A 25,637-nucleotide genomic window follows, 5' to 3' on the forward strand; every position below is an offset into this window, starting at 1 on the left:
TCACCTCCATTCAGACAATTCCAGACAGTCTTCCATATTTCCTCCATTTTTCTGCTCCATTGCCTCACTAAACTAGTATTATTTTCCGCACAGTTTCAGGATGAGTACGTATAACGATGAAAGGCCGCAATAAATCCCGCTGGGTAATCGCCGCTGGCATCATTGTGGTGGCCCTTGCCGCCGCGTGGTACTGGCATCAACACTCTTCGGCCCCTGCTGGTGCGTCAAGCCAGGCGCAGCGCCCGGCAGGCGGTGGACGCCACGGGATGCGCAGCGGTCCTCTGGCGCCGGTGCAGGCCGCGACCGCGGTCAGTAAATCCGTGCCGCGCTATCTCTCCGGGCTCGGGACCATCACTGCCGCCAACACCGTTACCGTGCGCAGCCGCGTCGACGGACAGCTGATCGCCCTCCACTTCCAGGAAGGGCAGCAGGTGAAAGCGGGCGATCTGCTGGCAGAAGTCGATCCCAGCCAGTTCAAGGTCGCGCTGGCTCAGGCCCAGGGACAGCTGGCGAAAGACACCGCCACCCTCGCCAATGCCCGCCGCGATCTGGCCCGCTATCAACAGCTGGTGAAAACCAACCTCGTCTCCCGCCAGGAGCTTGATGCCCAGCAGGCGCTGGTGAGCGAAAGCCTCGGCACCATCAAAGCGGATCAAGCCGCCGTGGCCAGCGCGCAGCTCCAGCTCGACTGGAGCCGCATCACCGCCCCTATCGACGGGCGCGTGGGTTTAAAACAGGTGGATATCGGCAACCAGATCTCCAGCGGCGATACCACCGGGATCGTGGTGCTCACTCAGACTCACCCTATCGACCTGGTGTTTACCCTGCCGGAGAGCGATATCGCCACCGTGATCCAGGCGCAAAAAGCCGGGCAGAGCTTAACCGTGGAAGCCTGGGATCGCGCCAACAAGCAGAAGCTGAGCGACGGCACCCTGCTGAGCCTCGACAACCAGATCGACACCACCACCGGCACCATCAAGCTGAAAGCGCGCTTCAACAATCAGGACGACGCCCTGTTCCCGAACCAGTTTGTTAACGCCCGGATGCTGGTGGCCACCGAAGAGAATGCGGTGGTGATCCCCACCGCGGCGCTGCAGATGGGTAACGAAGGCAACTTCGTCTGGGTGCTGAACAGCGACAACAAAGTCAGCAAACACCTGGTGAAACCGGGCATTCAGGACAGCCAGAGCGTGGTGATTGCCGCCGGACTGTCGGCAGGCGACCGCGTGGTGACCGACGGCATCGACCGTCTGACCGAAGGGGCAAAAGTGGAAGTGGTGGAAGCCCACGCCGACACCCCTGCCGCACCTGCTAAACGCGACCATAAAAAACAGGGAGAGAACGCCTGATGCAGGTGATGCCTCCGAGCGCTACAGGCGGGCCGTCACGTCTGTTTATCCTGCGCCCTGTTGCCACCACCCTGCTGATGGTGGCGATCCTGCTGGCGGGGATCATCGGCTACCGCTTCCTGCCGGTCTCTGCCCTGCCGGAAGTGGATTACCCCACCATTCAGGTGGTGACGCTTTATCCTGGCGCCAGCCCGGACGTAGTGACCTCGGCCATTACCGCCCCGCTGGAGCGCCAGTTTGGCCAGATGTCGGGCCTGAAGCAGATGTCTTCCCAGAGTTCCGGCGGTGCGTCAGTGGTGACATTACAGTTCCAGCTCAGCCTGTCGCTGGATGTTGCCGAGCAGGAGGTGCAGGCCGCGATCAACGCCGCCACCAACCTGCTGCCCTCCGACCTGCCTAACCCGCCGGTCTACAGCAAGGTCAATCCGGCGGATCCGCCGATCATGACCCTCGCCGTCACCTCCTCCGCCATGCCGATGACCCAGGTCGAAGACATGGTGGAAACCCGGGTGGCGCAGAAGATCTCCCAGGTCTCCGGCGTCGGGCTGGTGACCCTCTCCGGCGGCCAGCGCCCGGCGGTTCGCGTGAAGCTGAACGCCCAGGCGATCGCCTCTCTCGGCCTGACCAGCGAAACGATCCGCACCGCCATCAGCAACGCCAACGTCAACTCGGCGAAAGGCTCCCTCGATGGCCCGACCCGGGCGGTGACGCTCTCTGCCAACGATCAGATGCAGTCCGCGGATGAGTATCGTCAGCTGATTGTCGCGTACCAGAACGGGGCCGCGATCCGCTTAGGGGATGTCGCCACCGTTGAGCAAGGGGCAGAAAACAGCTGGCTCGGGGCGTGGGCCAACAAGCAGCAGGCGATCGTGATGAATGTCCAGCGCCAGCCGGGGGCGAATATCATCGATACCGCCGACAGCATCCGCGCCATGCTGCCAACGCTTATCGACAGCCTGCCGAAATCCGTCAGCGTCAAGGTGCTGTCGGACCGCACCACCAACATCCGCGCCTCGGTCAGCGACACCCAGTTTGAGCTGATGCTGGCGATTGCGCTGGTGGTGATGATCATCTACCTGTTCCTGCGCAACGTTCCGGCGACCATTATTCCCGCCGTGGCGGTGCCACTGTCGCTGGTGGGCACCTTCGCGGTGATGGTGTTCCTCGATTTCTCGATTAACAACCTGACCCTGATGGCTCTGACTATCGCCACCGGCTTCGTGGTGGATGACGCCATCGTGGTGATCGAGAACATCTCCCGCTATATCGAAAAAGGCGAGAAACCGCTGGCGGCGGCGCTGAAAGGGGCCGGTGAGATCGGTTTCACCATTATCTCCCTCACCTTCTCACTGATTGCGGTGCTGATCCCGCTGCTGTTTATGGGCGATATCGTCGGCCGCCTGTTCCGCGAGTTTGCCGTAACCCTGGCGGTGGCGATCCTCATTTCGGCGGTGGTCTCCCTGACCCTGACGCCAATGATGTGTGCCCGCATGCTGAGCCATGAATCCCTGCGCAAGCAGAACCGCTTCTCCCGCGCCTCAGAGCGGATGTTCGAGCGCATTATTGCCGCCTATGGCCGCATGCTGGCAAAAGTGCTCAACCACCCGTGGGCGACCCTCGGCGTGGCGCTCGGCACCCTGGCCCTGAGCGTGCTGCTGTGGGTGATGATCCCGAAAGGCTTCTTCCCGATCCAGGATAACGGCATTATTCAGGGCACCCTCCAGGCGCCGCAGTCGGTGTCGTTCGCCAGCATGGCCCAGCGCCAGCAGGCGGTCTCGGAAGCGATCATGAAAGATCCGGCGGTGGAGAGCCTGACCGCCTTCGTCGGGGTCGACGGCACCAACCCGTCGCTCAACAGCGCCCGCCTGCAGATCAACCTCAAGCCGCTGGACGATCGTGACGACCGGGTTAACACGGTGATCGACCGCCTGCAAAGTGCAGTGGCAAAAGTCCCGGGCGTGGAGCTGTACCTGCAGCCGACCCAGGATCTGACCATCGACACCACGGTGAGCCGCACCCAGTATCAGTTCACCCTGCAGGCCACCAGCCTCGAGGCCCTCAGCACCTGGGTGCCGCAGCTGGTGGATGAGCTACAGCAGCTGCCGCAGCTCTCCGACGTCAGCAGCGACTGGCAGGACAAAGGCCTCGCGGCATACATCAACGTCGACCGCGACAGCGCCAGCCGCCTGGGGATCTCCATGGCGGACGTGGATAACGCGCTGTACAACGCCTTTGGCCAGCGCCTGATCTCCACCATCTACACCCAGGCCAACCAGTACCGGGTGGTGCTGGAGCACGATACCCAACAGACGCCAGGCCTGGCGGCGCTCGATTCGGTGCGCCTGACCAGCAGCAGCGGCGGGATTGTGCCGCTCAGCGCCATCGCCAAAGTGGAGGAGCGCTATACCCCGCTGGCGGTGAACCATCTGGATCAGTTCCCGTCCACCACCATCTCGTTTAACGTCCCGGACGATTACTCGCTGGGCGAAGCGGTGCAGGCCATCACCGACGCGGAGAAAAACCTCAGCTTCCCGACCGACATCCAGACCAAATTCCAGGGCAGCACCCTCGCCTTCCAGGCGGCGCTCGGGAGCACCATCTGGCTGATCGTTGCCGCGGTGGTGGCGATGTACATCGTGCTGGGGGTGCTGTATGAGAGCTTTATCCACCCGATCACCATTCTCTCGACCCTGCCGACCGCAGGCGTGGGGGCCCTGCTGGCGCTGATGTTAGCGGGCAGCGAGCTGGACGTGATTGCGATCATCGGCATCATCCTGCTGATCGGCATCGTCAAGAAGAACGCCATCATGATGATCGACTTTGCCCTCGCCGCCGAGCGCGAGCAGGGCATGCCGCCGCGGGAGGCGATCTATCAGGCCTGCCTGCTGCGTTTCCGTCCGATCCTGATGACCACCCTCGCGGCGCTGCTCGGTGCCCTGCCGCTGATGCTCAGCACCGGGGTCGGGGCCGAGTTGCGCCGTCCGTTAGGCATCGGCATGGTGGGCGGTCTGCTGGTGAGCCAGGTGTTGACCCTGTTCACCACCCCGGTGATCTACCTGCTGTTTGACCGGTTAGCGCTGTGGACCAAAAGCCGCTTCCCGAAACGTGACGAAGAGGAGGCGTAAGTGAAGTTTTTCGCCCTCTTCATTTACCGCCCGGTGGCGACGATTTTAATCTCACTCGCCATCACCCTCTGCGGCGTGCTCGGCTTCCGGCTGCTGCCGGTGGCCCCGCTGCCGCAGGTGGATTTCCCGGTGATCATGGTCAGCGCCTCGCTGCCCGGTGCTTCGCCGGAGACCATGGCCTCGTCGGTGGCGACGCCGCTGGAGCGCTCCCTCGGGCGCATTGCCGGGGTCAACGAGATGACCTCCAGCAGCTCCCTTGGCAGCACGCGCATTATCCTCGAGTTCAATTTTAACCGCGACATCAACGGCGCGGCGCGGGACGTGCAGGCGGCGATTAACGCCGCGCAAAGCCTGCTCCCGAGCGGGATGCCGAGCCGGCCGACCTACCGCAAAGCTAACCCGTCTGACTCGCCAATCATGATCCTGACCCTGACCTCGGATACTTACTCCCAGGGGCAGCTGTACGATTTCGCCTCCACCCAGCTGGCGCAGACCATCGCCCAGATCGACGGCGTGGGCGATGTCGACGTTGGCGGCAGCTCCCTGCCCGCGGTGCGCGTGGGGCTGAATCCGCAGGCGCTGTTTAACCAGGGCGTGTCGCTGGATGACGTGCGCAGCGCCATCAGCAACGCCAACGTGCGCAGACCTCAGGGTTCAGTGGAGGACGCCAGCCACCGCTGGCAGATCCAGACCAACGACGAGCTGAAAACCGCCGCGGAATATCAGCCCTTAATCATCCACTACAACAACGGCGCGGCGGTGCGCTTAAGCGACGTGGCGAGCGTCACCGACTCGGTGCAGGACGTGCGCAACGCCGGGATGACCAACGCCAAACCGGCGATTTTGCTGATGATCCGCAAGCTGCCGGAAGCCAACATTATTGAGACGGTGAACAGCATCCGCGCCCGTCTGCCGGAGCTGCAGGAGACCATTCCGGCGGCCATCGACCTGCAGATTGCCCAGGACCGCTCCCCCACCATCCGCGCCTCGCTGGAGGAGGTGGAGCAGTCGCTGATCATCTCGGTAGCGCTGGTGATCCTGGTGGTGTTCCTGTTCCTGCGCTCCGGACGCGCAACGCTGATCCCGGCGGTGGCGGTGCCGGTATCGCTGATCGGCACCTTTGCCGCCATGTACCTGTGCGGATTCAGCCTCAACAACCTGTCGCTGATGGCCCTGACCATCGCCACCGGCTTTGTGGTGGATGACGCCATCGTGGTGCTGGAGAACATCTCCCGCCACCTCGAAGCGGGGATGAAACCGCTCCAGGCGGCGTTGCAGGGCAGCCGGGAAGTGGGCTTTACGGTGCTCTCCATGAGTCTGTCGCTGGTGGCGGTGTTCCTGCCCCTGCTGCTGATGGACGGTCTGCCGGGGCGTCTGCTGCGGGAATTTGCGGTGACGCTGTCGGTGGCGATCGGCATTTCGCTGTTAGTCTCCTTAACCCTGACGCCGATGATGTGCGGCTGGATGCTTAAGCGCAGCCCACCCCAGTCGCAGCCGCGCAAAAAAGGCTTTGGCCGGATGCTGATGGCGCTGCAGGAAAGCTATGGCAAATCGCTGAAGTGGGTGCTGAACCATACCCGGATCGTCGGGCTGGTGCTGATCGGCACCATCGCGCTCAACGTCTGGATGTACATCACCATCCCAAAAACCTTCTTCCCGGAGCAGGACACTGGGGTGCTGATGGGCGGCATTCAGGCCGACCAGAGCATCTCCTTCCAGGCGATGCGCGGCAAGCTGCAGGATTTCATGAAGATCATCCGCGAAGATCCGGCCGTGGATAACGTCACCGGCTTTACCGGCGGCTCAAGGGTCAACAGCGGGATGATGTTTATCACCCTCAAGGCGCGCGACGAGCGCAACGAAACCGCCCAGCAGGTGATCGACCGCCTCAGGGTGAAACTCGCCAAAGAGCCGGGGGCGAACATGTTCCTGGTGGCGGTGCAGGATATCCGCGTCGGCGGGCGTCAGTCGAACGCCAGCTACCAGTACACCCTGCTGTCGGACGATCTCGCCGCCTTGCGGGAGTGGGAGCCGAAAATTCGTAAGGCGCTGGCGGCCCTGCCGGAGCTGGCGGACGTTAACTCCGATCAGCAGGACAACGGCGCGGAGATGGCCCTGACCTACGATCGCGAAACCATGTCCCGGCTGGGCATCGATGTCAGTGCCGCCAACAGCCTGCTGAACAACGCCTTCGGCCAGCGGCAGATCTCCACCATCTATCAGCCGATGAACCAGTACAAGGTGGTGATGGAGGTCGATCCGCGCTACACCCAGGACATCAGTGCCCTGGATAAGATGTTTGTGATTAATAACGACGGCAAGGCGATCCCGCTGTCGTACTTCGCTCGCTGGCAGCCTTCGAACGCGCCGCTGTCGGTGAATCATCAGGGGCTGTCGGCGGCGTCAACGGTGTCGTTTAACCTGCCGACCGGCAAATCCCTGTCGGAAGCCAGCGAGGCCATTAATCGCGCCATGACCCAGCTCGGGGTGCCGTCAACGGTGCGCGGCAGCTTTGCCGGTACCGCTCAGGTATTCCAGGAGACCATGAACTCGCAGGTGATCCTGATTCTGGCGGCGATTGCCACGGTCTATATCGTGCTCGGGGTGCTGTATGAGAGCTACGTCCATCCGCTGACCATTCTCTCCACCCTCCCCTCGGCGGGGGTGGGGGCGCTGCTGGCGCTGGAGCTGTTTGGCGCGCCGTTCAGCCTGATTGCTCTGATTGGCATTATGCTGTTAATCGGGATCGTGAAGAAAAATGCCATCATGATGGTCGACTTTGCGCTGGAGGCGCAGCGCAACGGCAACATGACCCCGCAGGAGGCGATCTTCCAGGCCTGCCTGCTGCGTTTTCGCCCGATCATGATGACTACCCTGGCGGCGCTGTTTGGCGCCCTGCCGTTGGTGATCTCCGCGGGTGACGGCGCGGAGCTGCGTCAGCCGCTGGGGATCACCATTGTCGGCGGGCTGGTGATGAGCCAGCTGCTGACCCTGTACACCACCCCGGTGGTCTATCTGTTCTTTGATCGCTTACGGGTGCGTTTTTCACGTAAACAGAAAGAGACGGTAACCGGCTAATGACTGATCTCCCCGCCAACGTTCGCTGGCAGCTATGGATTGTCGCCTTCGGCTTTTTTATGCAGGCCCTGGATACGACCATCGTTAACACCGCCCTCCCCTCAATGGCGCAAAGCCTGGGGGAGAGCCCGCTGCATATGCACATGGTGATCGTCGCCTATGTGCTGACGGTGGCGGTAATGCTGCCCGCCAGCGGCTGGCTGGCGGACAAGGTCGGGGTGCGCAATGTCTTCTTTACCGCCATCGTGCTGTTTACCGCCGGATCGCTGTTCTGCGCCCGGGCGGAGACGCTGAACGGGCTGGTGATGGCCCGGGTGTTGCAGGGTGTTGGCGGGGCGATGATGGTTCCGGTCGGCAGGCTGACGGTGATGAAGATCGTCCCGCGCGCGCAGTATATGGCGGCGATGACCTTCGTCACCCTGCCCGGCCAGGTGGGGCCGCTGCTCGGCCCGGCCCTCGGCGGAATGCTGGTGGAGTATGCCTCCTGGCACTGGATCTTCCTGATTAACCTGCCGGTGGGCATTATCGGGGCGATCGCCACCCTCTGGCTGATGCCGAACTACAAAATGCAGACCCGGCGCTTCGATCTGGTGGGTTTCTTCCTGCTGGCGGCGGGCATGGCGACCCTCACCCTGGCGCTGGACGGGCAGAAAGGGCTGGGGATCTCCACCCTGTCACTGGCTGGACTGGTCGCTATCGGGGTGATCTCCATTCTCTGGTATCTGTGGCATGCCCGGGATAACGATCGCGCCCTGTTCAGCCTGAGCCTGTTTCGTAATACCACCTACCGGCTGGGGCTGCTCGGCAGCTTTGTCGGGCGCATCGGCAGCGGGATGCTGCCGTTTATGACCCCGGTCTTTTTGCAGATTGGCCTCGGCTTTTCGCCGTTTCACGCCGGGCTGATGATGATCCCGATGGTGCTCGGCAGCATGGGGATGAAGCGCATTGTGGTCCAGGTGGTGAACGCGCTCGGCTATCGCCGGGTGCTGGTGGCCTCCACCCTCGGGCTGGCGCTGGTGAGCCTGCTGTTTATGGCCGTGGCGCTGCTGGGCTGGTACTACGTCCTGCCGCTGGTGCTGTTCTGCCAGGGGATGATCAACTCCATCCGCTTCTCCTCCATGAACACCCTGACCCTGAAAGATCTGCCCGATGAGCAGGCGAGCAGCGGCAACAGCCTGCTGTCGATGATTATGCAGCTATCGATGAGCGTCGGGGTGACCATCGCCGGGCTGCTGCTGGGCATGTACGGCCAGCACCACCTGACCGCCGACAGCCCCGTCGTCCATCAGGTATTCCTCTACACCTACCTGAGCATGGCGGTGATTATCGCCCTGCCGGCCATTGTTTTCGCCCGGGTCCCGGATGATACCAGCAAGAATGTCGTCCTCAGGCGGCGCAAAAGGAGTGAACCATGAAGTTCTGGCGGCCCGGCATTACCGGCAAGCTGTTTCTGGCCATCTTTGCCACCTGCATCGTATTGCTGATTACCATGCACTGGGCGGTGCGGGTCAGCTTTGAGCGCGGCTTTATCGACTACATCAAACACGGTAACGAGCAGCGGCTACAGGGGTTAAGCGATGCCCTGGCCGAGCAGTACGCCCTGCACGGCAACTGGCGTTTTTTACGCAACAATGATCGGTTTGTTTTCCAGATCCTGCGCTCGCTGGAGCACGACACCGACGACGATCGCCCCGGCCCCGGCATGCCTCCCCACGGCTGGCGGACCCAGTTCTGGGTGATCGACCAGGAGATGCGGGTGCTGGTCGGCCCGCGCGCCCCGGTGCCGCCGGACGGCACGAAACGGGCCATTACGGTGAACGGCGCTGCCGTCGGCTGGGTGATCGCCTCTCCGGTGGAGCGGCTGACGCGCAATACCGACATCAACTTTGACCGGCAGCAGCGCCAGACCAGCTGGCTGATTGTCGCCCTCTCCACCCTGCTGGCGGCCCTGGCGACCTTCCCGCTGGCGCGTGGACTCTTAGCCCCGGTAAAACGGCTGGTGGAAGGCACGCATCAACTGGCGGCGGGGGATTTCACCACCCGGGTGGATACCCGCAGCCAGGACGAACTGGGCAAGCTGGCGCAGGACTTTAACCAGCTCGCCAGTACCCTGGAGAAGAACCAGCAGATGCGGCGGGATTTTATGGCCGATATCTCCCACGAGCTGCGCACCCCGCTGGCGGTGCTGCGCGGCGAGCTGGAGGCGATTCAGGATGGCGTGCGCCAGTTCACCCCTGAATCCGTCACCTCATTGCAGGCGGAAGTCGGCACGCTGACCAAGCTGGTGGACGACCTGCATCAGCTGTCGATGTCCGACGAGGGGGCGCTGGCCTATCAGAAAGCGCCGGTGGATGTGATTAACATTCTGGAAATGGCCAGCGGCGTCTTCCGCGAACGTTTTGCCAGCCGCGACCTGCGCATCGAGCTGTCGCTGCCGGAGAACGCGGTGGTGTTTGGCGATCGCGACCGGCTGATGCAGCTCTTCAACAACCTGCTGGAAAACTGCCTGCGCTATACCGACCCCGGGGGCATGCTACGTATTTCCGGCAAATGCGAAGATCACCGCTTTGCGCTGACCTTTGCCGACACCGCGCCCGGCGTCTCTGACGAGCAGCTCAACAGGCTGTTTGAACGTTTTTATCGCACCGAAGGCTCCCGCAACCGTGCCAGCGGCGGCTCCGGCCTGGGGCTGGCGATCTGCGTCAACATCGTTGAGGCCCACGGGGGCACCATCCGCGCCGCCCATTCGCCTTTTGGCGGGGTTAGCATTACAGTAGAGCTACCGCTGGAACGCGATTTATCGAGAGAAGTATGACTGAGTTACCCATTGACGAAAACACACCCCGCATCCTGATCGTGGAGGATGAGCCTAAGCTTGGGCAGTTATTAATCGACTATCTGCGGGCGGCAAGTTATGCCCCGTCGCTTATCAGCCACGGCGATCAGGTTCTGCCGTATGTGCGCCACACCCCGCCGGATCTGATCCTGCTCGATCTGATGTTGCCCGGCACCGACGGCCTGACCCTGTGCCGCGAGATCCGCCGCTTCTCTGAAGTGCCGATCGTGATGGTGACCGCCAAAATCGAAGAGATCGACCGCCTGCTGGGGCTGGAGATCGGCGCCGATGATTACATCTGCAAACCCTACAGCCCGCGCGAAGTGGTCGCCCGGGTGAAAACCATTCTGCGCCGCTGCAAACCGCAGCGTGAATTGCAGGCGCTGGATGCCGAAAGTCCGTTGATCATCGACGAAAGCCGTTTCCAGGCCAGCTGGCGCAGCAAGCTGCTGGATCTCACCCCTGCTGAGTTCCGTCTGCTGAAAACCCTCTCCCACGAGCCGGGCAAGGTCTTCTCCCGCGAGCAGCTGCTGAACCATCTGTATGATGACTACCGGGTGGTGACCGACCGTACCATCGACAGCCATATCAAAAACCTGCGTCGCAAGCTGGAATCCCTCGACGCGGATCAGTCGTTTATTCGGGCGGTATATGGTGTGGGGTATCGCTGGGAAGCGGATGCGTGCCGTATGGGATAGTAAGAGGAAAAACATTACCCGCTGCGGCGGGTAAGCCGATCAGGCCGCGTTCGCCGCGCCGTATGCCCTGATGGCATAGCCCTGCTTTTGCCAGTGGTCCAGCTGCTGAAGCTGTTCCGGAGAAATCACCCGGCCCGTCCAGACCAGAATTTGTTGCCCGGGGAAGAACTCCGGATGGGGTAAATCAAGGGGTTCGGCAAAGACATCAATGCGCCAGCCTTGCTGAGATAAACGCCAGCCCTCCAGCCACAGACCGGTACGATCCTCAATTCCCCACCCAATCAGTAATGCATCCCTGCCCGCTTTAACACGCGAGGCAGTGAGGCTTGATACGGCATACTCAATCAGAATGCCATCCAGCAGACTGCGCATGGCGCGTGCAGTATCACGATCGAGGCTCAGGGTATTGCGCAGGGGCTCAAAGACGTTGTCAATCAGGGTATCCACCGGATGGAGCGCAATGAAGGCCGCCATTTTCGCACGCAGTTTGGTCGGGTTAACCTGACGTAACGTACCAATCATCTCTTCCTGCAGCGCAGACCAGTCGCCGGGCTCAGGCGCTTTTCCTTGATCAAGCAGCGCTTTGACCTTGCCAACCGGCACGCCACGCTCAATCCAGCGCTTGATCTCTTCAATGCGCAGGATGTCGTCGTCATCAAATTGTCGATGCCCGCCTTCGCTGCGCTGAGGCTTGAGCAACCCGTACCGGCGCTGCCATGCGCGCAGGGTAACGGGGTTTATGCCGCAGCGTTCAGCCACATCGCCAATACTGTAAAAGGCCATCGATTCTCCCTTCCTGACCGATATATTCGTTACCCAAGGTAACGAATCTCACCGGGGTGTACAACTTGTTATATTGTACAACAGAATTGTATCACTGCCCGATGAGTATCAGTTTCAGAAGGTGTCGCGCGGCTCAGGCCATGACACAGGCGGGATGCCGGCCAGTTGAGGGTGGGCAAACAGGTGTCCCTGGAAGTGAGAAATCCCGGCGGATTCGAGCCACATCCACTCTTCCGGCTGCTCAACACCGACCACTGAGATCAGTATTTCCAAAGCTGTACAACATTTGATGATGGCCAGCACGATAGCCTGGCGTGGGCCGCTCTTGTGCACGTCGCGGATCAGGTCACGGTTAATCTTAATCCGGTCTGGCTGGAACTGCGCCAGCAGCAGCAGCCCGGCAAAACCGCCGCCGAAATGATCAATAGTCACGCCGATTCCGGCGGCCTTTAACTCACGCACCGCACCGGTGAACTCGTCGAGACGGGAGATGACTTCGTTCTCCGTAAACTCCACCACGATCTGCTCAGGCACCAGCCCGTTGGCCTCTATCTCCTGAATCAGATAGCTGACCGCATTGGGCACGTTGACCAGCGTCATCGGGAGCAGGTTTACAGAGAGGCTCTGATCTCCCAGCCCCAGGGCGCTGGCCATCGCAAACGCAACGCTCTTACTTTTCAGATCGGCTTCGTAGAGTTCATCCCCCACATACCCCTCGAACCAGTTCCGGGACAGGGCCCCTTCCGGGGTGCGGATCAGGGCTTCCAGCGAGACAATTTCCCGCGCCAGCGGATCGATAATCGGCTGGAAGGCAAAGTTGCACACCTCGCTGTAGCGCCGCGTCAGGGAGCGAACGCTGGGGGCGTCATTGTCGGCAATAAAGTCCCACTGCTCCCCTGACGGCAGCTCAAAGTAGTTCTCTTTTTCACTCTCCTCGACGAAGGTTCTGAAGAACTGCAGCGACCTGTCGTTATAGGTCAGCTGGTACTTGGTTGTGCCTTTATCCAGTACGTTTTGCAGGACCTCTTCGGGATCGTATCGACGTAAATCAAAGAGTTCCATACCGCACTTGCCGAAGCGCCGTGAGGGAGAATAATCGCACAGCAGCTCCACCACGTTGTGGTGGCGCGGGTCTTCACATATGGCGCGGTAAATGGCTCTTACGCTCTCCTCGGGCCCTTCCAGCAGCTGAAAAAAGAGCTTGCCGTTGAACAGAAGAATGCCGCTGACCCCGGCTTCGCTGTTCTTTTTGTTTGCTGCAACAACCATGTCTTCCAGCACAGTAACCGGTACGTGGTCACGGTAGTGACTACGGTAAATGATGGTAGTGAGCATATGTTTCCAATAGAGGAGGTGAATGAAAGTCCACGGTATCAGATGGTTGGCGTTACGTCTTGTTAACCCATCCGGGGCTGGCGTCGCCCTTTTCCTGTTACGGAAATAACGGTAAAAATCACCGAAAATGTACAATATTTTCTTTCTATTTTGCCAATTTTATTACGGTTAACATATTGATATTTATTGTTTAGCACGTAATGATCAAAATATATTTGTTAAGTTGTACAATTAGCCTGTACAGTATTCCTCAGTTAACAAGACATTAACCATTTTTTAGCTCTGCGGATTTCAGGAGTGACATATGCGCGAGAACGGGTTTGCACCGAATACAGCCAATGCCATTACCCAGTATTTTAATAAAGCAAACCAGCCTTCCCAGCAGGAAACGCTGGGACAAATCGTCGTGGAGCTCCTTCGGGAAGGGAAAATCCTCAACCGAAAATCCATCTGCACCCGACTGCTTTACCGGATGGAACAGGCAACGGATCAGGAAGAGGAGAGCCGTTACCAGACGCTGATTGGCCTGCTGTTTGATCGTTAAGAGACGTACGCCCACAGCCGCTAATTGAATTGTTTTCAAGTCAGTTTTTTCTTCGGGACAGTTTTTTTATACTGTCGCCACAGACTGACTTAATGCCGCAATTCCTCTTACAGGTAGGTGTGGCAACAGAGACGTAGTTATGAACAGAAGTGACCATGAACGACTTACTGATGAACTTATTGGCGAAGCCACTCTTTCTCTGCTTAAGGATAACGGCCCCATCAGCATGAAGCTTTTGCTGCAAAGGTTGCAACAGATGTTATCGACAGAGCGAGACGGCCAGCGTCGGAATGTGCTTTCCCAAATCATCCTGGAAATATCCAACGATGGTAAGGGCGGCGCGCAACGCAAGCCGATGAATGAACAGCAGGAATGGGACACGGATGGTCGAAACAACAGCAATGTGTATCCCCTGTTTGGCACCAGACAGCAAGCCGACAGCAAAAAACACTGACTGTATTATTCATTTATTAACCTAACCGGTGCGACACTATGAGTCAGGCTATGCTCCAGAAATCAGACTTTTATGACCAACTGCCTAATGCTGCGTTATCCAACTATTTCCGTAGCGCCGGTGGTTTGTTAGCCGAAGAGTGGGCGCTGCTGGAATCCGTTGTGGGCGCGATTGTGGAAGCGAAGGAACCGCTGACCAACAAAGCGATTATTTTACGCTTGATCCAGAAGATTGAGTCCACACGCGACGTTGTCAGAGCGGATATCATCCGTAAAACGCTGGAAATTATTGTCGATCATACCCAGGACGATCTCTAATCGCCCCGGTGAATGAAACGCCGACGGTACTGTCCTGCCGTCGGCGTTTTGTTATCTGAAGGATTTACCTCCCCGCCCCGCAGCGTTACAATGCCCGCCCTTAAAGTATGGGATCTCCTCCCGGCGCCCACCTGGTGTGCGCATCTGACCTGTCATCAGAACGAGAACAAACATGTTTAAACCGGAACTCCTCTCCCCGGCGGGAACGCTGAAAAATATGCGTTACGCTTTCGCCTATGGCGCCGATGCCGTCTATGCGGGCCAACCGCGTTACTCGCTGCGCGTGCGTAATAATGAATTCAACCACGAGAATCTGCAGCTCGGCATCAACGAAGCCCACGCGCAGGGGAAAAAATTCTACGTGGTGGTGAACATCGCGCCGCATAACGCCAAGCTGAAAACCTTTATCCGCGACCTGAAGCCGGTGGTGGAGATGGGGCCGGATGCGCTGATCATGTCGGACCCGGGTTTAATCATGCAGGTGCGGGAGAACTTCCCGGAGATGGATATTCACCTCTCGGTGCAGGCCAATGCCGTTAACTGGGCGACGGTGAAATTCTGGCAGCAGATGGGGCTGACCCGCGTGATCCTCTCCCGCGAGCTGTCTCTGGAAGAGATCGAAGAGATCCGCAGCCAGGTTCCCGAAATGGAGCTGGAGATTTTCGTCCACGGTGCGCTGTGCATGGCCTACTCTGGCCGATGCCTGCTCTCGGGTTATATCAACAAGCGTGACCCGAACCAGGGCACCTGTACCAACGCCTGCCGCTGGGAATACAAGGTCCAGGAAGGGAAGCAGGATGATGTCGGTAACATCGTGCACAAGCACGAGCCGATCCCGGTGCAGACCATTGAGCCGACGCTGGGCATCGGGGCGCCGACCGACAGCGTGTTTATGATTGAAGAGGCCCAGCGCCCGGGCGAGTACATGACCGCGTTCGAAGATGAGCACGGTACCTACATCATGAACTCGAAAGATCTGCGCGCTATCGCCCACGTTGAGCGCCTGACCCAGATGGGCGTGCACTCGCTAAAGATTGAAGGCCGCACCAAATCCTATTACTACTGCGCGCGTACCGCCCAGGTCTATCGCAAGGCGATCGACGACGCGGCGGCGGGCAAACCCTTCGACCCGACCCTGCTGGAAACCCTGGAAGGGCTGGCGCACCGCGGCTATACCGAAGGCTTCCTGCGTCGACATACCCACGATGACTACCAGAACTACGACTACGGTCACTCGCTTTCCGAGCGCCAGCAGTTTGTCGGTGAGTTCACCGGCGAGCGCAAAGGCCCTCTCGCAGCCGTGGCGGTGAAAAACAAATTCCTCGTGGGTAACAGCCTGGAGTTGATGACCCCGCAAGGCAACGTCAACTTCACCCTCGAACATATGGAGAACGGGAAAGGTGAAGCGGTATCGGTCGCGCCGGGAGACGGCCATACCGTCTGGCTGCCGGTGCCGGAAGATATTTCCCTGGATTATGCCCTGCTGATGCGTAATTTCACCGGAGAAAATACCCGTAATCCGCACGTCGGGTGATTTTAGGGGTTATTTTCTGGTATGAGATGATTCTTAGAATTCGATCACATACCGCTGCGTTTGATACGGGTATTATCCATGACGCTGAAAAACATAACCCATAAATGCTAGCTGTACCAGGAACCACCTCCTTAGCCTGAGTAATCTCCCTTACGCAGGCTAATTTTTTTGCCTAAAAAACCCCCGCCTTATTTTCTTAGCCTGTTTTTTAATCTCCCTTATAGGGCGTCACCTGCTCCCATGGTGGTATTTCACCCCCTTCGAAAATGGCTGTAACGTAAATTAAGTTATATTTACAACCAGAAACCCCAGGATTTATCAATTTATCAAATACAGGATTATCAACAGCCTGGGCGATGCTATTCTCTTTATGAATGAAATTTCACTTAAGGATAAGGAGAAATATATGTACTGGGTGGTTGAAAACAGGATGGTATGCCCGCGTACCGGAACAATATTTATACATGTTCTTACGGTTAAAAATCTCAGGCTAATCATCTGGTATAAAGGCGACTATTTTATCAGCATTGGTTCAGTTCTCGTTACCGGCCCCTTCGGTATTGCCATTGATGGCAGACTCAGAAAGCTCCACATCATGCGAACTTTTTCCTATAACCCCTCCTTTTGGTCATCATTACTGGCGAATTCAGGCTGTCCCGGCAACCATGGCAATTTGCTCACCCGCTGTGAACATCGCCAGGACTGCGTGTTCGCGTTATGCCCGTATGGCGCCATCGCCTCATAAAAGCCCGGTCCGAGTGGCGCACGTTTCGCCTCGCCACTCATTTAATTTTTATCCTTTCATCCTCTTCTTACCCGCTTTTGTCCGCGCTGCGATACACTTTTGAAAGATCAGCACAGGAGCAATGTGGATGGCGACCTATCCGGCAAGTTTATTAATTCTGAACGGCAAAGGGACAGGCAACGACCTGTTGCGCGAAGCCGTGACGCTTCTTCGGGAAGAAGGAGTGGTGATCCATGTCCGCGTGACATGGGAGAAAGGTGATGCAGCCCGTTATATTCAGGAAGCGTGCGACCTTGGGGTGGAGACCGTCATTGCGGGCGGCGGCGATGGCACCATCAATGAGGTGGCGACGGCGCTGATAGACCTGCCCGACGCGCAGCGTCCGGCGCTGGGCATTCTGCCGCTCGGCACCGCCAACGATTTTGCCACCAGCGCCGGGATCCCCGAGAGCCTCGACAAGGCCCTGCAGCTGGCGATCGCCGGTAAAGCCACGGCGGTGGATATCGCACGGGTCAACGACACTACCTGCTTTATCAATATGGCGACCGGCGGGTTTGGCACCCGTATTACCAGCGAAACCCCGGAAAAAATGAAAGCCGCGCTGGGCGGTGTCTCGTACCTGATCCACGGTCTGGCGAGAATGGATTTACTCAAGCCTGATACGTGTGAAATTCGCGGCGAGAACTTTCGCTGGGAGGGCGATGCGCTGGTGATCGGTATCGGCAATGGCCGTCAGGCGGGAGGCGGGCAACAGCTCTGCCCGGATGCATTGATTAACGATGGACAGCTCCAGCTGCGTATTTTTTCCGCCAACGAACTGCTACCGGCGCTGCTGACAACACTGACCAGACCGGAAGAGAGCCCGAACGTCATCGACGGGCAGTCAGCCTGGTTTGAGGTCGTCGCCCCGCACGGCATGACCTTTAATCTGGATGGCGAACCGCTGAGCGGCGATCATTTCCGCATCGCGCTGTTGCCTGGCGCCCTCCAGTGCCGGTTGCCACCGGATTGTCCGCTTCTGCGTTGAATTTACGGGATTGGTGCGGCCGGTTCCCCCTCACCCCAGCCCTCTCCCTCAAGGGAGAGGGGGCAATATCGTAGGCCGGGTAAGCGCAGCGCCACCCGGCAATAGCCGCCGGCCTAATACACCGCCACCTCCCGGGCCATCTCGCGGGAATACTGCTGGCTGGCGTTGACCAGCATCCGGGTGTAATCCGTTTGCGCCTGCCCTGCCACCAGGTCATCCACCGTCAGGGTTTCGAGGATCTTGCCGTATTGCATCACCGCCACCTTCTGGCACAGATGGGCGATCACCCCCAGGTCATGGGTCACCATCAGGTAGGTGAGCTTCGACTCACGCTGCAGCTCCGCCAGCAGGTTTAAGATCTCCGCCTGCACCGAGACGTCCAGCGCTGAGGTCGGCTCGTCGAGCAACAGCACCTGAGGTTCGAGGATCAGCGCCCGGGCAATGGCCACGCGCTGACGCTGGCCGCCGGAGAGCTGATGCGGATAGCGATCGCGGAAGGCGCGATTAAGGCCCACTTTATCCAGCAGAGCGTGAATGCGCCGATCCCGGTCGTTGATGCCGTGGATTTGCAGCGGCTCCTCCAGAATATCGCCGATGGTATGCCGCGGGTGCAGCGAACCGTAGGGATCCTGAAACACCATCTGCACCAGCCGACAGCGCTGGGGGCTAATGCGCCGCTCCAGCGGCTGGCCGTTGATCGCCAGCGCCCCGTCCCAGTGGGTGAACAACCCGGCCAGGCACTTCAGCACCGTGGTTTTACCCGAGCCCGACTCCCCCACCAGGCCATAAATCTCCCCCGGCTGGACGTTAATATTGACGTCATACAGCACCTGGCTGCGTTTCTCGCCTTCGCCGAAGGCCAGATTCAGGTTTTTTACCTCGATCATCTTCGCTCCTTATTCGGTCAGCCAGCTGGCCTGGCGCTGCAACACTGGCAGCACCGGGCGGCGGTGATTCATCTCCGGCAGGGCATTGATCAGACCCTGCGTATACGGGTGCCGGGCGTTGTGCAGGTCGCAGGCGGCAATCGACTCCACCACCCGTCCGGCGTACATCACCAGCACCCGGTCACAGAAGCTGCGCACCAGGTTGATGTCGTGACTGATAAAGATCAGCCCCAGCCCGCGGGACTGGACTAAATCATCCAGCAATCCCAGTACCTGCAGGCGCACCGAGACGTCCAGTGCCGAGGTGGGCTCATCGGCGATCACCAGCTCCGGGTCGGTGATCAGCATCATAGCGATCATGATGCGCTGCCCTTGCCCGCCGGAAATCTCGTGCGGATAGAGTTGATAAACCCGCTCCGGCTGGCGAATGCGCACCACGTCCAGCATCTCCAGCACTTTGGCTTTCGCCTCCGCCTTGCGCCCCGGATGGTGGGTCAGCCAGGCCTCGGCAATCTGATCCCCGACGCAGACCACCGGGTTAAGGGAGTACTTCGGGTCCTGCATGATCATCGAGATACGCTTGCCGCGAATGCCGCGCATCTGCGCCTCGCTGACCGTCTGCAAATCCACATCGCCAAACTGCATCCGGGTGGCGGTGATCTGCGCTTTGGCCGGGTGCAGGCGCAGCAGCGCCCGTCCGACGGTGGATTTCCCGGAGCCCGACTCGCCGACAATCGCCAGCTTCTCGCGCCCCAGTTGAAAGGAGACGCCGCGCACCGCGTTGGTAACCGCGCGTCCGTTGATAAAGTCGACGTGCAGGTCACGCACGTCCAGCAGTGGCGCATCAGTTGCTGCGAGGATCGAGGATGTCACGTAAGCCATCTCCTAAGAAGTTGAACGCCAGGCTGTTAATCAGGATCGCCAGCCCCGGGATAGTCACTACCCACCAGCACTCCATCATGTAGGTGCGCCCGCTGGAGATCATCGCCCCCCACTCCGGCTCCGGCGGCTGCGCGCCGAGACCGAGGAAGCCGAGACCGGCGGCGGTCAGGATGATCCCGGCCATGTTCATGGTGATACGGATAATCACCGACGGCAGGCACAGGGGCACAATGTGACGCCATAGCACCCGCACCGGGGAGGCCCCCTGCAGACGCACGGCAGAGATAAAGTCGGCCTGGCGCAGCGAGAGGGTTTCGGCCCGGGCCAGACGGGCAATCGGCGGCCAGGCGGTGATGGTTATGGCGATCACCACGTGCTCCAGCCCCGGGCCGAGCGCCGCGACAAACGCCAGCGCCAGCACCAGGCTCGGGAAGGAGATAAAGATATCGGTGACGCGCATCAGCACCGCATCGACCTTGCCGCCAAAGTATCCGGCGGTAACCCCCAGCAACAGCCCCAGCGGCCCGACGGTCACGGAGACCAGCAGGACGATATAGAGCGTAATGCGCGAGCCGTACACCAGGCGGCTGAAGATATCCCGGCCAAACTCGTCGGTGCCGAACCAGTGTTGGGCATTCGGCGCTACCAGAGCGTTATTCAGGTCCTGTACCAGCGGGTTGTACGGCGCAATCCACGGCGCGAAGGCCGCGACGATCAGCAGCAGCAGAATGATGCCGCCGCCAATCGCCGTCAGCGGGTTACGCGCCATCTGTCCGGCAAAGCCCAGCGAGCGACGTGCCATCCGCGCCAGACGCTGACGTCCTTCGCTGCGAACAGGTTGCAGGGGTGTATCCAGAGAAACGGTCATGATTTCGTCCTCGGGTCAAAGAGTTGATACAGCATGTCGGAGAGCAGGTTGAGCATCACGAAGATGATCCCCACCAGCAGGACGCAGCCCATCACCGCGTTCATGTCCCCCAGCAGCAGGCTGCCGGTAAGATAGGAGCCAAAGCCCGGCCAGGAGAAGACGGTTTCAATCAGCACCGCCCCTTCCAGCAGCGAGCCGTAGGCCAGCGCCACCACCGTGAGTAACTGAACGAGGATGTTGCGGAACGCGTGGTTCCAGATCACCTGCCGCTCGGTTAACCCTTTCACCCGGGCGGTAATGATGAACTCCTGCGACAGCTGGGCCAGCATAAAGCTGCGGGTCATGCGGCTGATGTAGGCCAGGGAGTGGAAGCCCAGCAGCGAGGCTGGCAGCACCAGATGGTTAATGGCGTTCCAGAACACCGCGCTGTTACCCGCCAGTAGGGCGTCGACGGTCATCAATCCGGTGCGACGTGGCACCAGGCCGTCCAGACCCAGATCCAGCCGTCCTGCACCGCCCACCCAGCCGAGCCAGGCGTAGAACAGCAGCAGCCCCATCATCCCCACCCAGAAGATTGGCGTGGAGTAACCGGCGAGGCTGATGATACGCACCACATAATCTGAGACGCTGTTACGCCGTGCGGCGGCCAGCACTCCCAGGGGGATACCTAAACCGGCCCCGACAATAATCGCCATCGTCGCCAGCTCGAGGGTCGCCGGGAAGACGCGCATAATGTCGTCCAGCACCGGTTTGCCGGTCAGCAGGGCATTGCCGAAATCGCCGTGCAGCAGGTTGCTGAGGTAGATACCGAACTGGGTCAGCAGGGACTTGTCAAAGCCCAGCTGCTGATAAACCTGCTGATAGGTGCTGTGGTCGGCATCCGGGCCGACAATCGCCAGCACCGGATCCACCGGCATCACCCGGCCAATAAAGAAGGTCAGCACCAGCAGGCCGAACAGGGTCACCAGCACCTGGGTTAGCCGTTTTGAGAAACGGCGGGTGCGGGAGCCCGGGGCGAGGATCGCAACGCTCATTTTTCACCTCCGGTTTTGTACACTTCGCGCAGGAAAGTGGTGGCCGACGGATGCGACTGGAAGTTTTTGACTTCGTTGCGCACAACCACCGAATCAACCATCTGCGACAGCGGGAGCAGGGCCGGGATCAGCTGGTCATAACGCACCTGGATCTGCTGGTAATCGGCGATCTGTTTCTGCGGATCGCGCTCCAGCAGGGCTTTGTCGATCATCTCGTTCAGCGGTTTGTCGTAAAAACCGGTGCGCCAGCCCTGGAAGTTGGTCAGCCGGGCCTCGTCGCTGTTGTCAGGGTTGTAGACCAGCGCGCGCAGGCTGGAGTGCGGATGGGGCTCTACCCCGCTGCCGCCGCGTCCGACCAGCATGTCGAACTTGCGCTCGCGCATCGCGCCGTAGATCTGGTTCCCGGTCCCGGTGATAATTTTGGCGTTAATGCCCGCCTGCATCAGGGTGGACTGCACGGCGATGGCGATATTAAGGAACGGCTGATCCGCCAGCACCCGCAGGGTGGTGTCGAAGCCGTCCGGGTAGCCCGCTTCCGCCAGCAGCTTTTTGGCACGCGGGATATCCAGCTTGTAGCCCGGATCCGGCAGCGTCGACGGCATGCCCGCCTTGATCGGCCGCTGGTGCAGCACGCCGTAGCCCGGCATCAGCGCCTTGTTGATACCCTGATAGTCAATCAGGTAGCGTACCGCTTCGCGCACTTTCGGGTTGGCAAAGTGCGCCTCCTTCATGCTCATCGCCACGTAGTAGACCGTACCCTTCTGCACGGCTTCTACCGTCAGCTGCGGATCCTTACGCAGGGCGTTGATGTCCGCCACCGCCATGTTGCTGGCGATATCCAGATCGCCCTTCTCCACCATCAGGCGCAGGGTTTGCGACTCCTGGAAGTGGCGCAGGACCACGCGGTTCATCTTCGGCGCTTCACGCCAGTAGGTCGGGTTGCGCTGCATGCGCAGTACGTCTTTTGCCTGCCAGGTGTCGAGCCTAAATGGCCCGGAACCGGCTTCGTTGGTGGTCAGCCAGCGGTTGCCCCAGTCGCTGTTAACCTCGTGGCTGAGCACCGTTTTGCGATCCAGCACGCCGAGGTTGCCCAGCGCGCCGAGGGAGTAGATCACCAGCTGCGGATCGTTAGCCTTCGGCAGGGTGAGCTGCACGGTGTGGTCATCGAGGGCTTTAATCTGCTGATCGATATTCTTCTTAGAAAACCCATAAGATTTCCACACCGAGGCCTGAGCCAGGTTCAGGTGCAGCAGGCGGCGCATCGACCACACCACGTCCTCGGCGGTGAGCGGGTTGCCGGAGTGGAAGGTCACGTTATCGCGCAGATGGAAGGTCAGGGTTTTACCGTCCGGGGAGATGTCCCAGGATTTCGCCAGCGCCGGTTTGACGTTGGTGAGGGTGTTGGGGTCCAGTTCCACCAGCGAATCGTAGAGATTGACCACAATGCCGACCACTTCGTTACCGGTCATCGCGGCCGGATCGAGGGTCAGCAGGTTGTTCATGTTCATACCGATGATGAGCTGATCGGGCGGCGTTTTTGCGTACGCCGCACCGCTCCCCATCATCAGCGCGAGCGCGAGTAAACACGCTCCTGCCAGAGGAGATCTTTTCATGTATATATCGCCTGTAGGGTACGTTTTTATTTGTCAGTCGTGGCTGACGGTATTGGCTTCGATATATGCAAAATTAATGTCTTCGCCGAGTCCCGGGCGCGTCGGCAGGCTGACCATGCCTTCATCATCCATCGGGTCAATCAGGCTGTGCAGATACGCCGCCGGTTCGTCGTAATCGAGGAACGGGTGCAGCAGGCCGCGCTCATACCAGCGGCAGTTCTTGATGGCACCAATTACCGCCAGGCTCGCCGCGCCGTTGCCGTGCACTTCGCAGTCCATGCCGAACGACTCTGCGAGGTTCGCCACTTTCAGGGTCGGCGAGATACCGCCGACGCCGTTCGATCCGGCGCGCAGGATGTCGCAGGCCCCGGCTTTGATCCAGTCGGCGCGGCTGTGGTGCTTGCCGCCCAGGCTTTCCGGCCCGATGATCGGAATGGAGAGGTTTTCCGCCAGCCAGGCGTAGGAGGACATGCTCTCCTCTTCCATCGGCTCTTCGAACCACGCGAAGTTGAGCTTCTCCAGCTCCTTGCCGATGTACAGCGCCTCGGTGCGGCTGTACCAGTGATAGCCATCGATCATCAGGTCGATATCCGGACCGACCGCTTCACGTACTGCGGCGCAGGCCTTGACGTCCATCTTTGGATTAGGAGCGAAGGAGACCGGCGGCATCCAGGTGTGCAGCTTGATGGCTTTGTATCCGCGGGCGACCAGCGTCTCGGCAAAGCTGGCGTACTCTTCCGGCGTCGACAGGCCACCCGGCAGGTCATCGCCGCACATGGTGCTGCCGTAGGCCGGGACTTTGTCGCGGTAGCCGCCGAGCAGTTTCCACACCGGCATATTGAGTTTGCGGCCAATCAGATCCCACAGCGCCTGCTCAACAAACCCCAGCGCGCGTTCGGTCAGCTGATGGGCGCTGCCGCGCTGCCAGTGTGCCAGCTCTTGCCAGATCTTCTCGCGATTGAACGCGTCCTGGCCGACCATCACTTTACGAAAGAAGGTATTGACCACAAAAGGGCGCACCACTTCCGGCGGTGCAAATGAATACCCTTTGGTGCCATCGTCTGCGGTAATGGTCAGCATCGCCATTTTGGCCAGACTCTCCGGGCCCGGGTGGGAGTGCCCGGCGGTATCGGAGACACGGCGCGTGGGATACTGAAAGACGGTGACGTTTACAGATTCGATTTTCATTATTAGTCCTTAAAACAACGTAGGTTCAGTGCCTTTAGCATTTTGAAAAGCTGTTTCGAAACTAACTGTAAGCGCAAAATTCATCCACTGCCTTAGACAAATTCCGCTAAGCGCTGACCATTTATTGTGCATCTGCACGGGGGGGAGTGACACTTTTCACAAAAGCCAGGGGAAGTGTGAAGTGGATCGGGAGGGATTTTTGAATGAAGTTTGTAGGCCGGGTTAGACATAGTCGCCACCCGGCAGCATGGTTACGCGATGGTCACTTTCTTATCCAGATAGACATCCTGCACGGCGTTAATCAACTTCACGCCATCGGCCATCGATTTCTTAAACGCCTTGCGACCGAGAATCAGACCCATCCCGCCCGCGCGTTTATTGATAACGGCTGTGCGCACCGCATCGGTGAGATCGGTTTCCCCCCCTGCCGCACCGCCGGAGTTGATCAACCCGGCACGGCCCATATAGCAGTTCGCCAGCTGGTAGCGCACCAGGTCGATGGGGTTATCGCTGGTCAGTTTGCTGTACACCCGATCGTCGGTATAGCCAAACTTCACCGCGGTATAGCCGCCGTTGTTTTCGGCCATTTTCTGCTTGACGATGTCCGCCCCGATAGTGGCCGCCAGATGGTTGGCCTGGCCGGTTAAATCGGCAGAAACGTGATAGTCCGTCCCGTCTTTGCTGAAAGCCGCGTTACGCAGATAGGCCCACAGCACGGTCACCAGACCCAGCTCATGGGCACGCTCGAAGGCGGCTGAGATCTCTTCTATCTGACGGCGCGACTGCTCTGAGCCGAAATAGATGGTGGCGCCCACCGCGACCGCACCGAGGTTGAAAGCCTGCTCAACGCTGGCGTAAAGCGTCTGGTCATATTCGGTGGGGTAACTCAGGGTTTCGTTGTGGTTGAGCTTGACCAGGAACGGAATGCGGTGCGCGTAACGTCGCGAGACCGACGCCAGCACGCCGTAAGTGGAGGCCACGCAGTTACAGCCCGCCTCAATAGCCAGTTCGACGATGTTCTTTGGATCGAAATAGAGCGGGTTAGCGGCAAAGGACGCGCCCGCGGAGTGCTCCACGCCCTGGTCCACCGGCAGGATCGACAGATACCCTGTCCCGCCCAGACGTCCGGTGTTGTACAGCGTCTGCATGTTTCGCAGCACCGCCGGCGGACGGTTGTTGTCCACCATCACGCGGTCGACGTAGTCATGGCCAGGCAGGTAAAGATGGTCGGCTGGAATGGTCATACAACGATGCTGTAACAGGCTGTCGGCATCTTTGCCCAGCAATTGCGTAATATCAGTCATGGTTTTCCTCCCGTCAGTGCCGACGTGATGTCGGCG

At 59.6% G+C, this 25,637-nt stretch carries 21 protein-coding genes; 12 read left to right on the forward strand and 9 right to left on the reverse strand.

Going from position 1 to position 25,637, the window contains the following annotated elements; all coding sequences use genetic code 11:
* Positions 1–116 precede the first annotated feature (116 nt).
* The 6 genes from SOM40_RS15410 to baeR are packed head-to-tail and all read left to right on the forward strand — an operon-like array spanning position 117 to position 11,086.
* Positions 117–1,349, forward strand: a complete 1,233-nt coding sequence (locus tag SOM40_RS15410) for an MdtA/MuxA family multidrug efflux RND transporter periplasmic adaptor subunit (RefSeq protein WP_320530299.1) — start codon at positions 117–119, stop codon at positions 1,347–1,349.
* Positions 1,349–4,474 carry an MdtB/MuxB family multidrug efflux RND transporter permease subunit gene (locus SOM40_RS15415; protein WP_225758437.1) on the forward strand — a complete coding sequence of 1,042 codons (3,126 nt, stop codon included), beginning with the start codon at positions 1,349–1,351 and terminating at the stop codon, positions 4,472–4,474. Before SOM40_RS15410 ends, SOM40_RS15415 begins: the two co-directional genes overlap by 1 nt.
* Entirely contained in the window at positions 4,475–7,552 is a 3,078-nt protein-coding gene (gene mdtC / locus SOM40_RS15420) for a multidrug efflux RND transporter permease subunit MdtC (protein WP_106993513.1), read from the forward strand.
* A complete protein-coding gene (locus SOM40_RS15425) occupies positions 7,552–8,967 on the forward strand; it encodes an MFS transporter (RefSeq protein WP_166182953.1) in 1,416 nt (471 codons plus the stop codon). The genes mdtC and SOM40_RS15425 overlap by 1 nt, the downstream gene beginning before the upstream one ends.
* Positions 8,964–10,367, forward strand: a complete 1,404-nt coding sequence (baeS, locus tag SOM40_RS15430) for an envelope stress sensor histidine kinase BaeS (RefSeq protein ID WP_320530300.1) — start codon at positions 8,964–8,966, stop codon at positions 10,365–10,367. The genes SOM40_RS15425 and baeS overlap by 4 nt, the downstream gene beginning before the upstream one ends.
* A complete protein-coding gene (baeR, locus tag SOM40_RS15435; protein WP_106993516.1) occupies positions 10,364–11,086 on the forward strand; it encodes an envelope stress response regulator BaeR in 723 nt (240 codons plus the stop codon). Before baeS ends, baeR begins: the two co-directional genes overlap by 4 nt.
* A gap of 39 nt (positions 11,087–11,125) precedes the next feature.
* Here baeR and SOM40_RS15440 read toward each other — a convergent pair whose 3' ends face one another.
* Positions 11,126–11,869, reverse strand: coding sequence for a MerR family transcriptional regulator (locus tag SOM40_RS15440; RefSeq protein WP_320530301.1), 744 nt, complete (start codon positions 11,867–11,869; stop codon positions 11,126–11,128).
* 114 nt (positions 11,870–11,983) lie between these two features.
* Positions 11,984–13,204: a diguanylate phosphodiesterase gene (locus SOM40_RS15445; RefSeq protein ID WP_166182955.1), complete on the reverse strand. Its 1,221-nt coding sequence runs from the start codon at positions 13,202–13,204 to the stop codon at positions 11,984–11,986.
* Positions 13,205–13,508: 304 nt separating this feature from the next.
* On the opposite strand from SOM40_RS15445, the gene ycgZ reads away from it, so the two are divergent.
* From ycgZ to yegS, 6 genes are all read left to right on the forward strand, one after another.
* The gene (gene ycgZ, locus SOM40_RS15450; RefSeq protein WP_106993519.1) at positions 13,509–13,748 is read left to right on the forward strand and encodes a regulatory protein YcgZ; all 240 of its coding nucleotides are present in this window, start codon (positions 13,509–13,511) and stop codon (positions 13,746–13,748) included.
* Positions 13,749–13,887: 139 nt separating this feature from the next.
* Positions 13,888–14,202 (forward strand): hypothetical protein, encoded by a 315-nt coding sequence (locus SOM40_RS15455; RefSeq protein WP_106993520.1) that lies wholly within the window; start codon positions 13,888–13,890, stop codon positions 14,200–14,202.
* A 50-nt stretch (positions 14,203–14,252) separates the two neighbouring features.
* The gene (locus SOM40_RS15460; protein ID WP_320530415.1) at positions 14,253–14,519 is read left to right on the forward strand and encodes a biofilm development regulator YmgB/AriR family protein; all 267 of its coding nucleotides are present in this window, start codon (positions 14,253–14,255) and stop codon (positions 14,517–14,519) included.
* 172 nt (positions 14,520–14,691) lie between these two features.
* A complete protein-coding gene (gene trhP / locus SOM40_RS15465) occupies positions 14,692–16,053 on the forward strand; it encodes a prephenate-dependent tRNA uridine(34) hydroxylase TrhP (RefSeq protein WP_320530302.1) in 1,362 nt (453 codons plus the stop codon).
* Between the two features lie 406 nt (positions 16,054–16,459).
* Entirely contained in the window at positions 16,460–16,798 is a 339-nt protein-coding gene (locus SOM40_RS15470; protein ID WP_106993522.1) for an anti-adapter protein iraM, read from the forward strand.
* Between the two features lie 127 nt (positions 16,799–16,925).
* Positions 16,926–17,825: a lipid kinase YegS gene (gene yegS, locus SOM40_RS15475; protein WP_106993523.1), complete on the forward strand. Its 900-nt coding sequence runs from the start codon at positions 16,926–16,928 to the stop codon at positions 17,823–17,825.
* A 113-nt stretch (positions 17,826–17,938) separates the two neighbouring features.
* Here the strand turns inward: yegS and SOM40_RS15480 are convergent, their stop codons facing one another.
* The 7 genes from SOM40_RS15480 to fbaB form a co-directional block, all read right to left on the reverse strand.
* Positions 17,939–18,712: an ABC transporter ATP-binding protein gene (locus SOM40_RS15480; RefSeq protein ID WP_106993524.1), complete on the reverse strand. Its 774-nt coding sequence runs from the start codon at positions 18,710–18,712 to the stop codon at positions 17,939–17,941.
* A 9-nt stretch (positions 18,713–18,721) separates the two neighbouring features.
* Complete coding sequence (locus tag SOM40_RS15485; RefSeq protein WP_414672279.1) at positions 18,722–19,594, reverse strand: ABC transporter ATP-binding protein; 873 nt, start codon at positions 19,592–19,594, stop codon at positions 18,722–18,724.
* A complete protein-coding gene (locus SOM40_RS15490) occupies positions 19,557–20,462 on the reverse strand; it encodes an ABC transporter permease (RefSeq protein WP_106993525.1) in 906 nt (301 codons plus the stop codon). The genes SOM40_RS15485 and SOM40_RS15490 overlap by 38 nt, the downstream gene beginning before the upstream one ends.
* Positions 20,459–21,496 carry an ABC transporter permease gene (locus SOM40_RS15495; RefSeq protein WP_106993526.1) on the reverse strand — a complete coding sequence of 346 codons (1,038 nt, stop codon included), beginning with the start codon at positions 21,494–21,496 and terminating at the stop codon, positions 20,459–20,461. Before SOM40_RS15495 ends, SOM40_RS15490 begins: the two co-directional genes overlap by 4 nt.
* A complete protein-coding gene (locus tag SOM40_RS15500; protein WP_320530303.1) occupies positions 21,493–23,109 on the reverse strand; it encodes an ABC transporter substrate-binding protein in 1,617 nt (538 codons plus the stop codon). The genes SOM40_RS15495 and SOM40_RS15500 overlap by 4 nt, the downstream gene beginning before the upstream one ends.
* A 33-nt stretch (positions 23,110–23,142) precedes the next feature.
* Entirely contained in the window at positions 23,143–24,297 is a 1,155-nt protein-coding gene (locus SOM40_RS15505; protein WP_106993528.1) for a mandelate racemase family protein, read from the reverse strand.
* 251 nt (positions 24,298–24,548) lie between these two features.
* On the reverse strand, positions 24,549–25,601 hold the full coding sequence (gene fbaB, locus SOM40_RS15510) for a class I fructose-bisphosphate aldolase (protein WP_320530304.1): 1,053 nt from the start codon (positions 25,599–25,601) through the stop codon (positions 24,549–24,551).
* Positions 25,602–25,637: the final 36 nt, after the last annotated feature.

The organism is Leclercia sp. CFBP8987, from assembly GCF_034044995.2.
Taxonomy (GTDB): Bacteria; Pseudomonadota; Gammaproteobacteria; order Enterobacterales; family Enterobacteriaceae; genus Enterobacter; species Enterobacter tamurae.

Bases quoted from the DNA above. Each gene is read 5' to 3' on its own strand.
- SOM40_RS15410 (WP_320530299.1), top strand. From the start codon at position 117: ATGAAAGGCCGCAATAAATCCCGCTGGGTAATCGCCGCTGGCATCATT.
- SOM40_RS15415 (WP_225758437.1), top strand. From the start codon at position 1,349: ATGCAGGTGATGCCTCCGAGCGCTACAGGCGGGCCGTCACGTCTGTTT.
- SOM40_RS15425 (WP_166182953.1), top strand. From the start codon at position 7,552: ATGACTGATCTCCCCGCCAACGTTCGCTGGCAGCTATGGATTGTCGCC.
- baeS (WP_320530300.1), top strand. From the start codon at position 8,964: ATGAAGTTCTGGCGGCCCGGCATTACCGGCAAGCTGTTTCTGGCCATC.
- baeR (WP_106993516.1), top strand. From the start codon at position 10,364: ATGACTGAGTTACCCATTGACGAAAACACACCCCGCATCCTGATCGTG.
- SOM40_RS15440 (WP_320530301.1), bottom strand. From the start codon at position 11,869: ATGGCCTTTTACAGTATTGGCGATGTGGCTGAACGCTGCGGCATAAAC.
- SOM40_RS15445 (WP_166182955.1), bottom strand. From the start codon at position 13,204: ATGCTCACTACCATCATTTACCGTAGTCACTACCGTGACCACGTACCG.
- ycgZ (WP_106993519.1), top strand. From the start codon at position 13,509: ATGCGCGAGAACGGGTTTGCACCGAATACAGCCAATGCCATTACCCAG.
- SOM40_RS15455 (WP_106993520.1), top strand. From the start codon at position 13,888: ATGAACAGAAGTGACCATGAACGACTTACTGATGAACTTATTGGCGAA.
- SOM40_RS15460 (WP_320530415.1), top strand. From the start codon at position 14,253: ATGCTCCAGAAATCAGACTTTTATGACCAACTGCCTAATGCTGCGTTA.
- trhP (WP_320530302.1), top strand. From the start codon at position 14,692: ATGTTTAAACCGGAACTCCTCTCCCCGGCGGGAACGCTGAAAAATATG.
- SOM40_RS15470 (WP_106993522.1), top strand. From the start codon at position 16,460: ATGTACTGGGTGGTTGAAAACAGGATGGTATGCCCGCGTACCGGAACA.
- yegS (WP_106993523.1), top strand. From the start codon at position 16,926: ATGGCGACCTATCCGGCAAGTTTATTAATTCTGAACGGCAAAGGGACA.
- SOM40_RS15480 (WP_106993524.1), bottom strand. From the start codon at position 18,712: ATGATCGAGGTAAAAAACCTGAATCTGGCCTTCGGCGAAGGCGAGAAA.
- SOM40_RS15485 (WP_414672279.1), bottom strand. From the start codon at position 19,594: ATGGCTTACGTGACATCCTCGATCCTCGCAGCAACTGATGCGCCACTG.
- SOM40_RS15490 (WP_106993525.1), bottom strand. From the start codon at position 20,462: ATGACCGTTTCTCTGGATACACCCCTGCAACCTGTTCGCAGCGAAGGA.
- SOM40_RS15495 (WP_106993526.1), bottom strand. From the start codon at position 21,496: ATGAGCGTTGCGATCCTCGCCCCGGGCTCCCGCACCCGCCGTTTCTCA.
- SOM40_RS15500 (WP_320530303.1), bottom strand. From the start codon at position 23,109: ATGAAAAGATCTCCTCTGGCAGGAGCGTGTTTACTCGCGCTCGCGCTG.
- SOM40_RS15505 (WP_106993528.1), bottom strand. From the start codon at position 24,297: ATGAAAATCGAATCTGTAAACGTCACCGTCTTTCAGTATCCCACGCGC.
- fbaB (WP_320530304.1), bottom strand. From the start codon at position 25,601: ATGACTGATATTACGCAATTGCTGGGCAAAGATGCCGACAGCCTGTTA.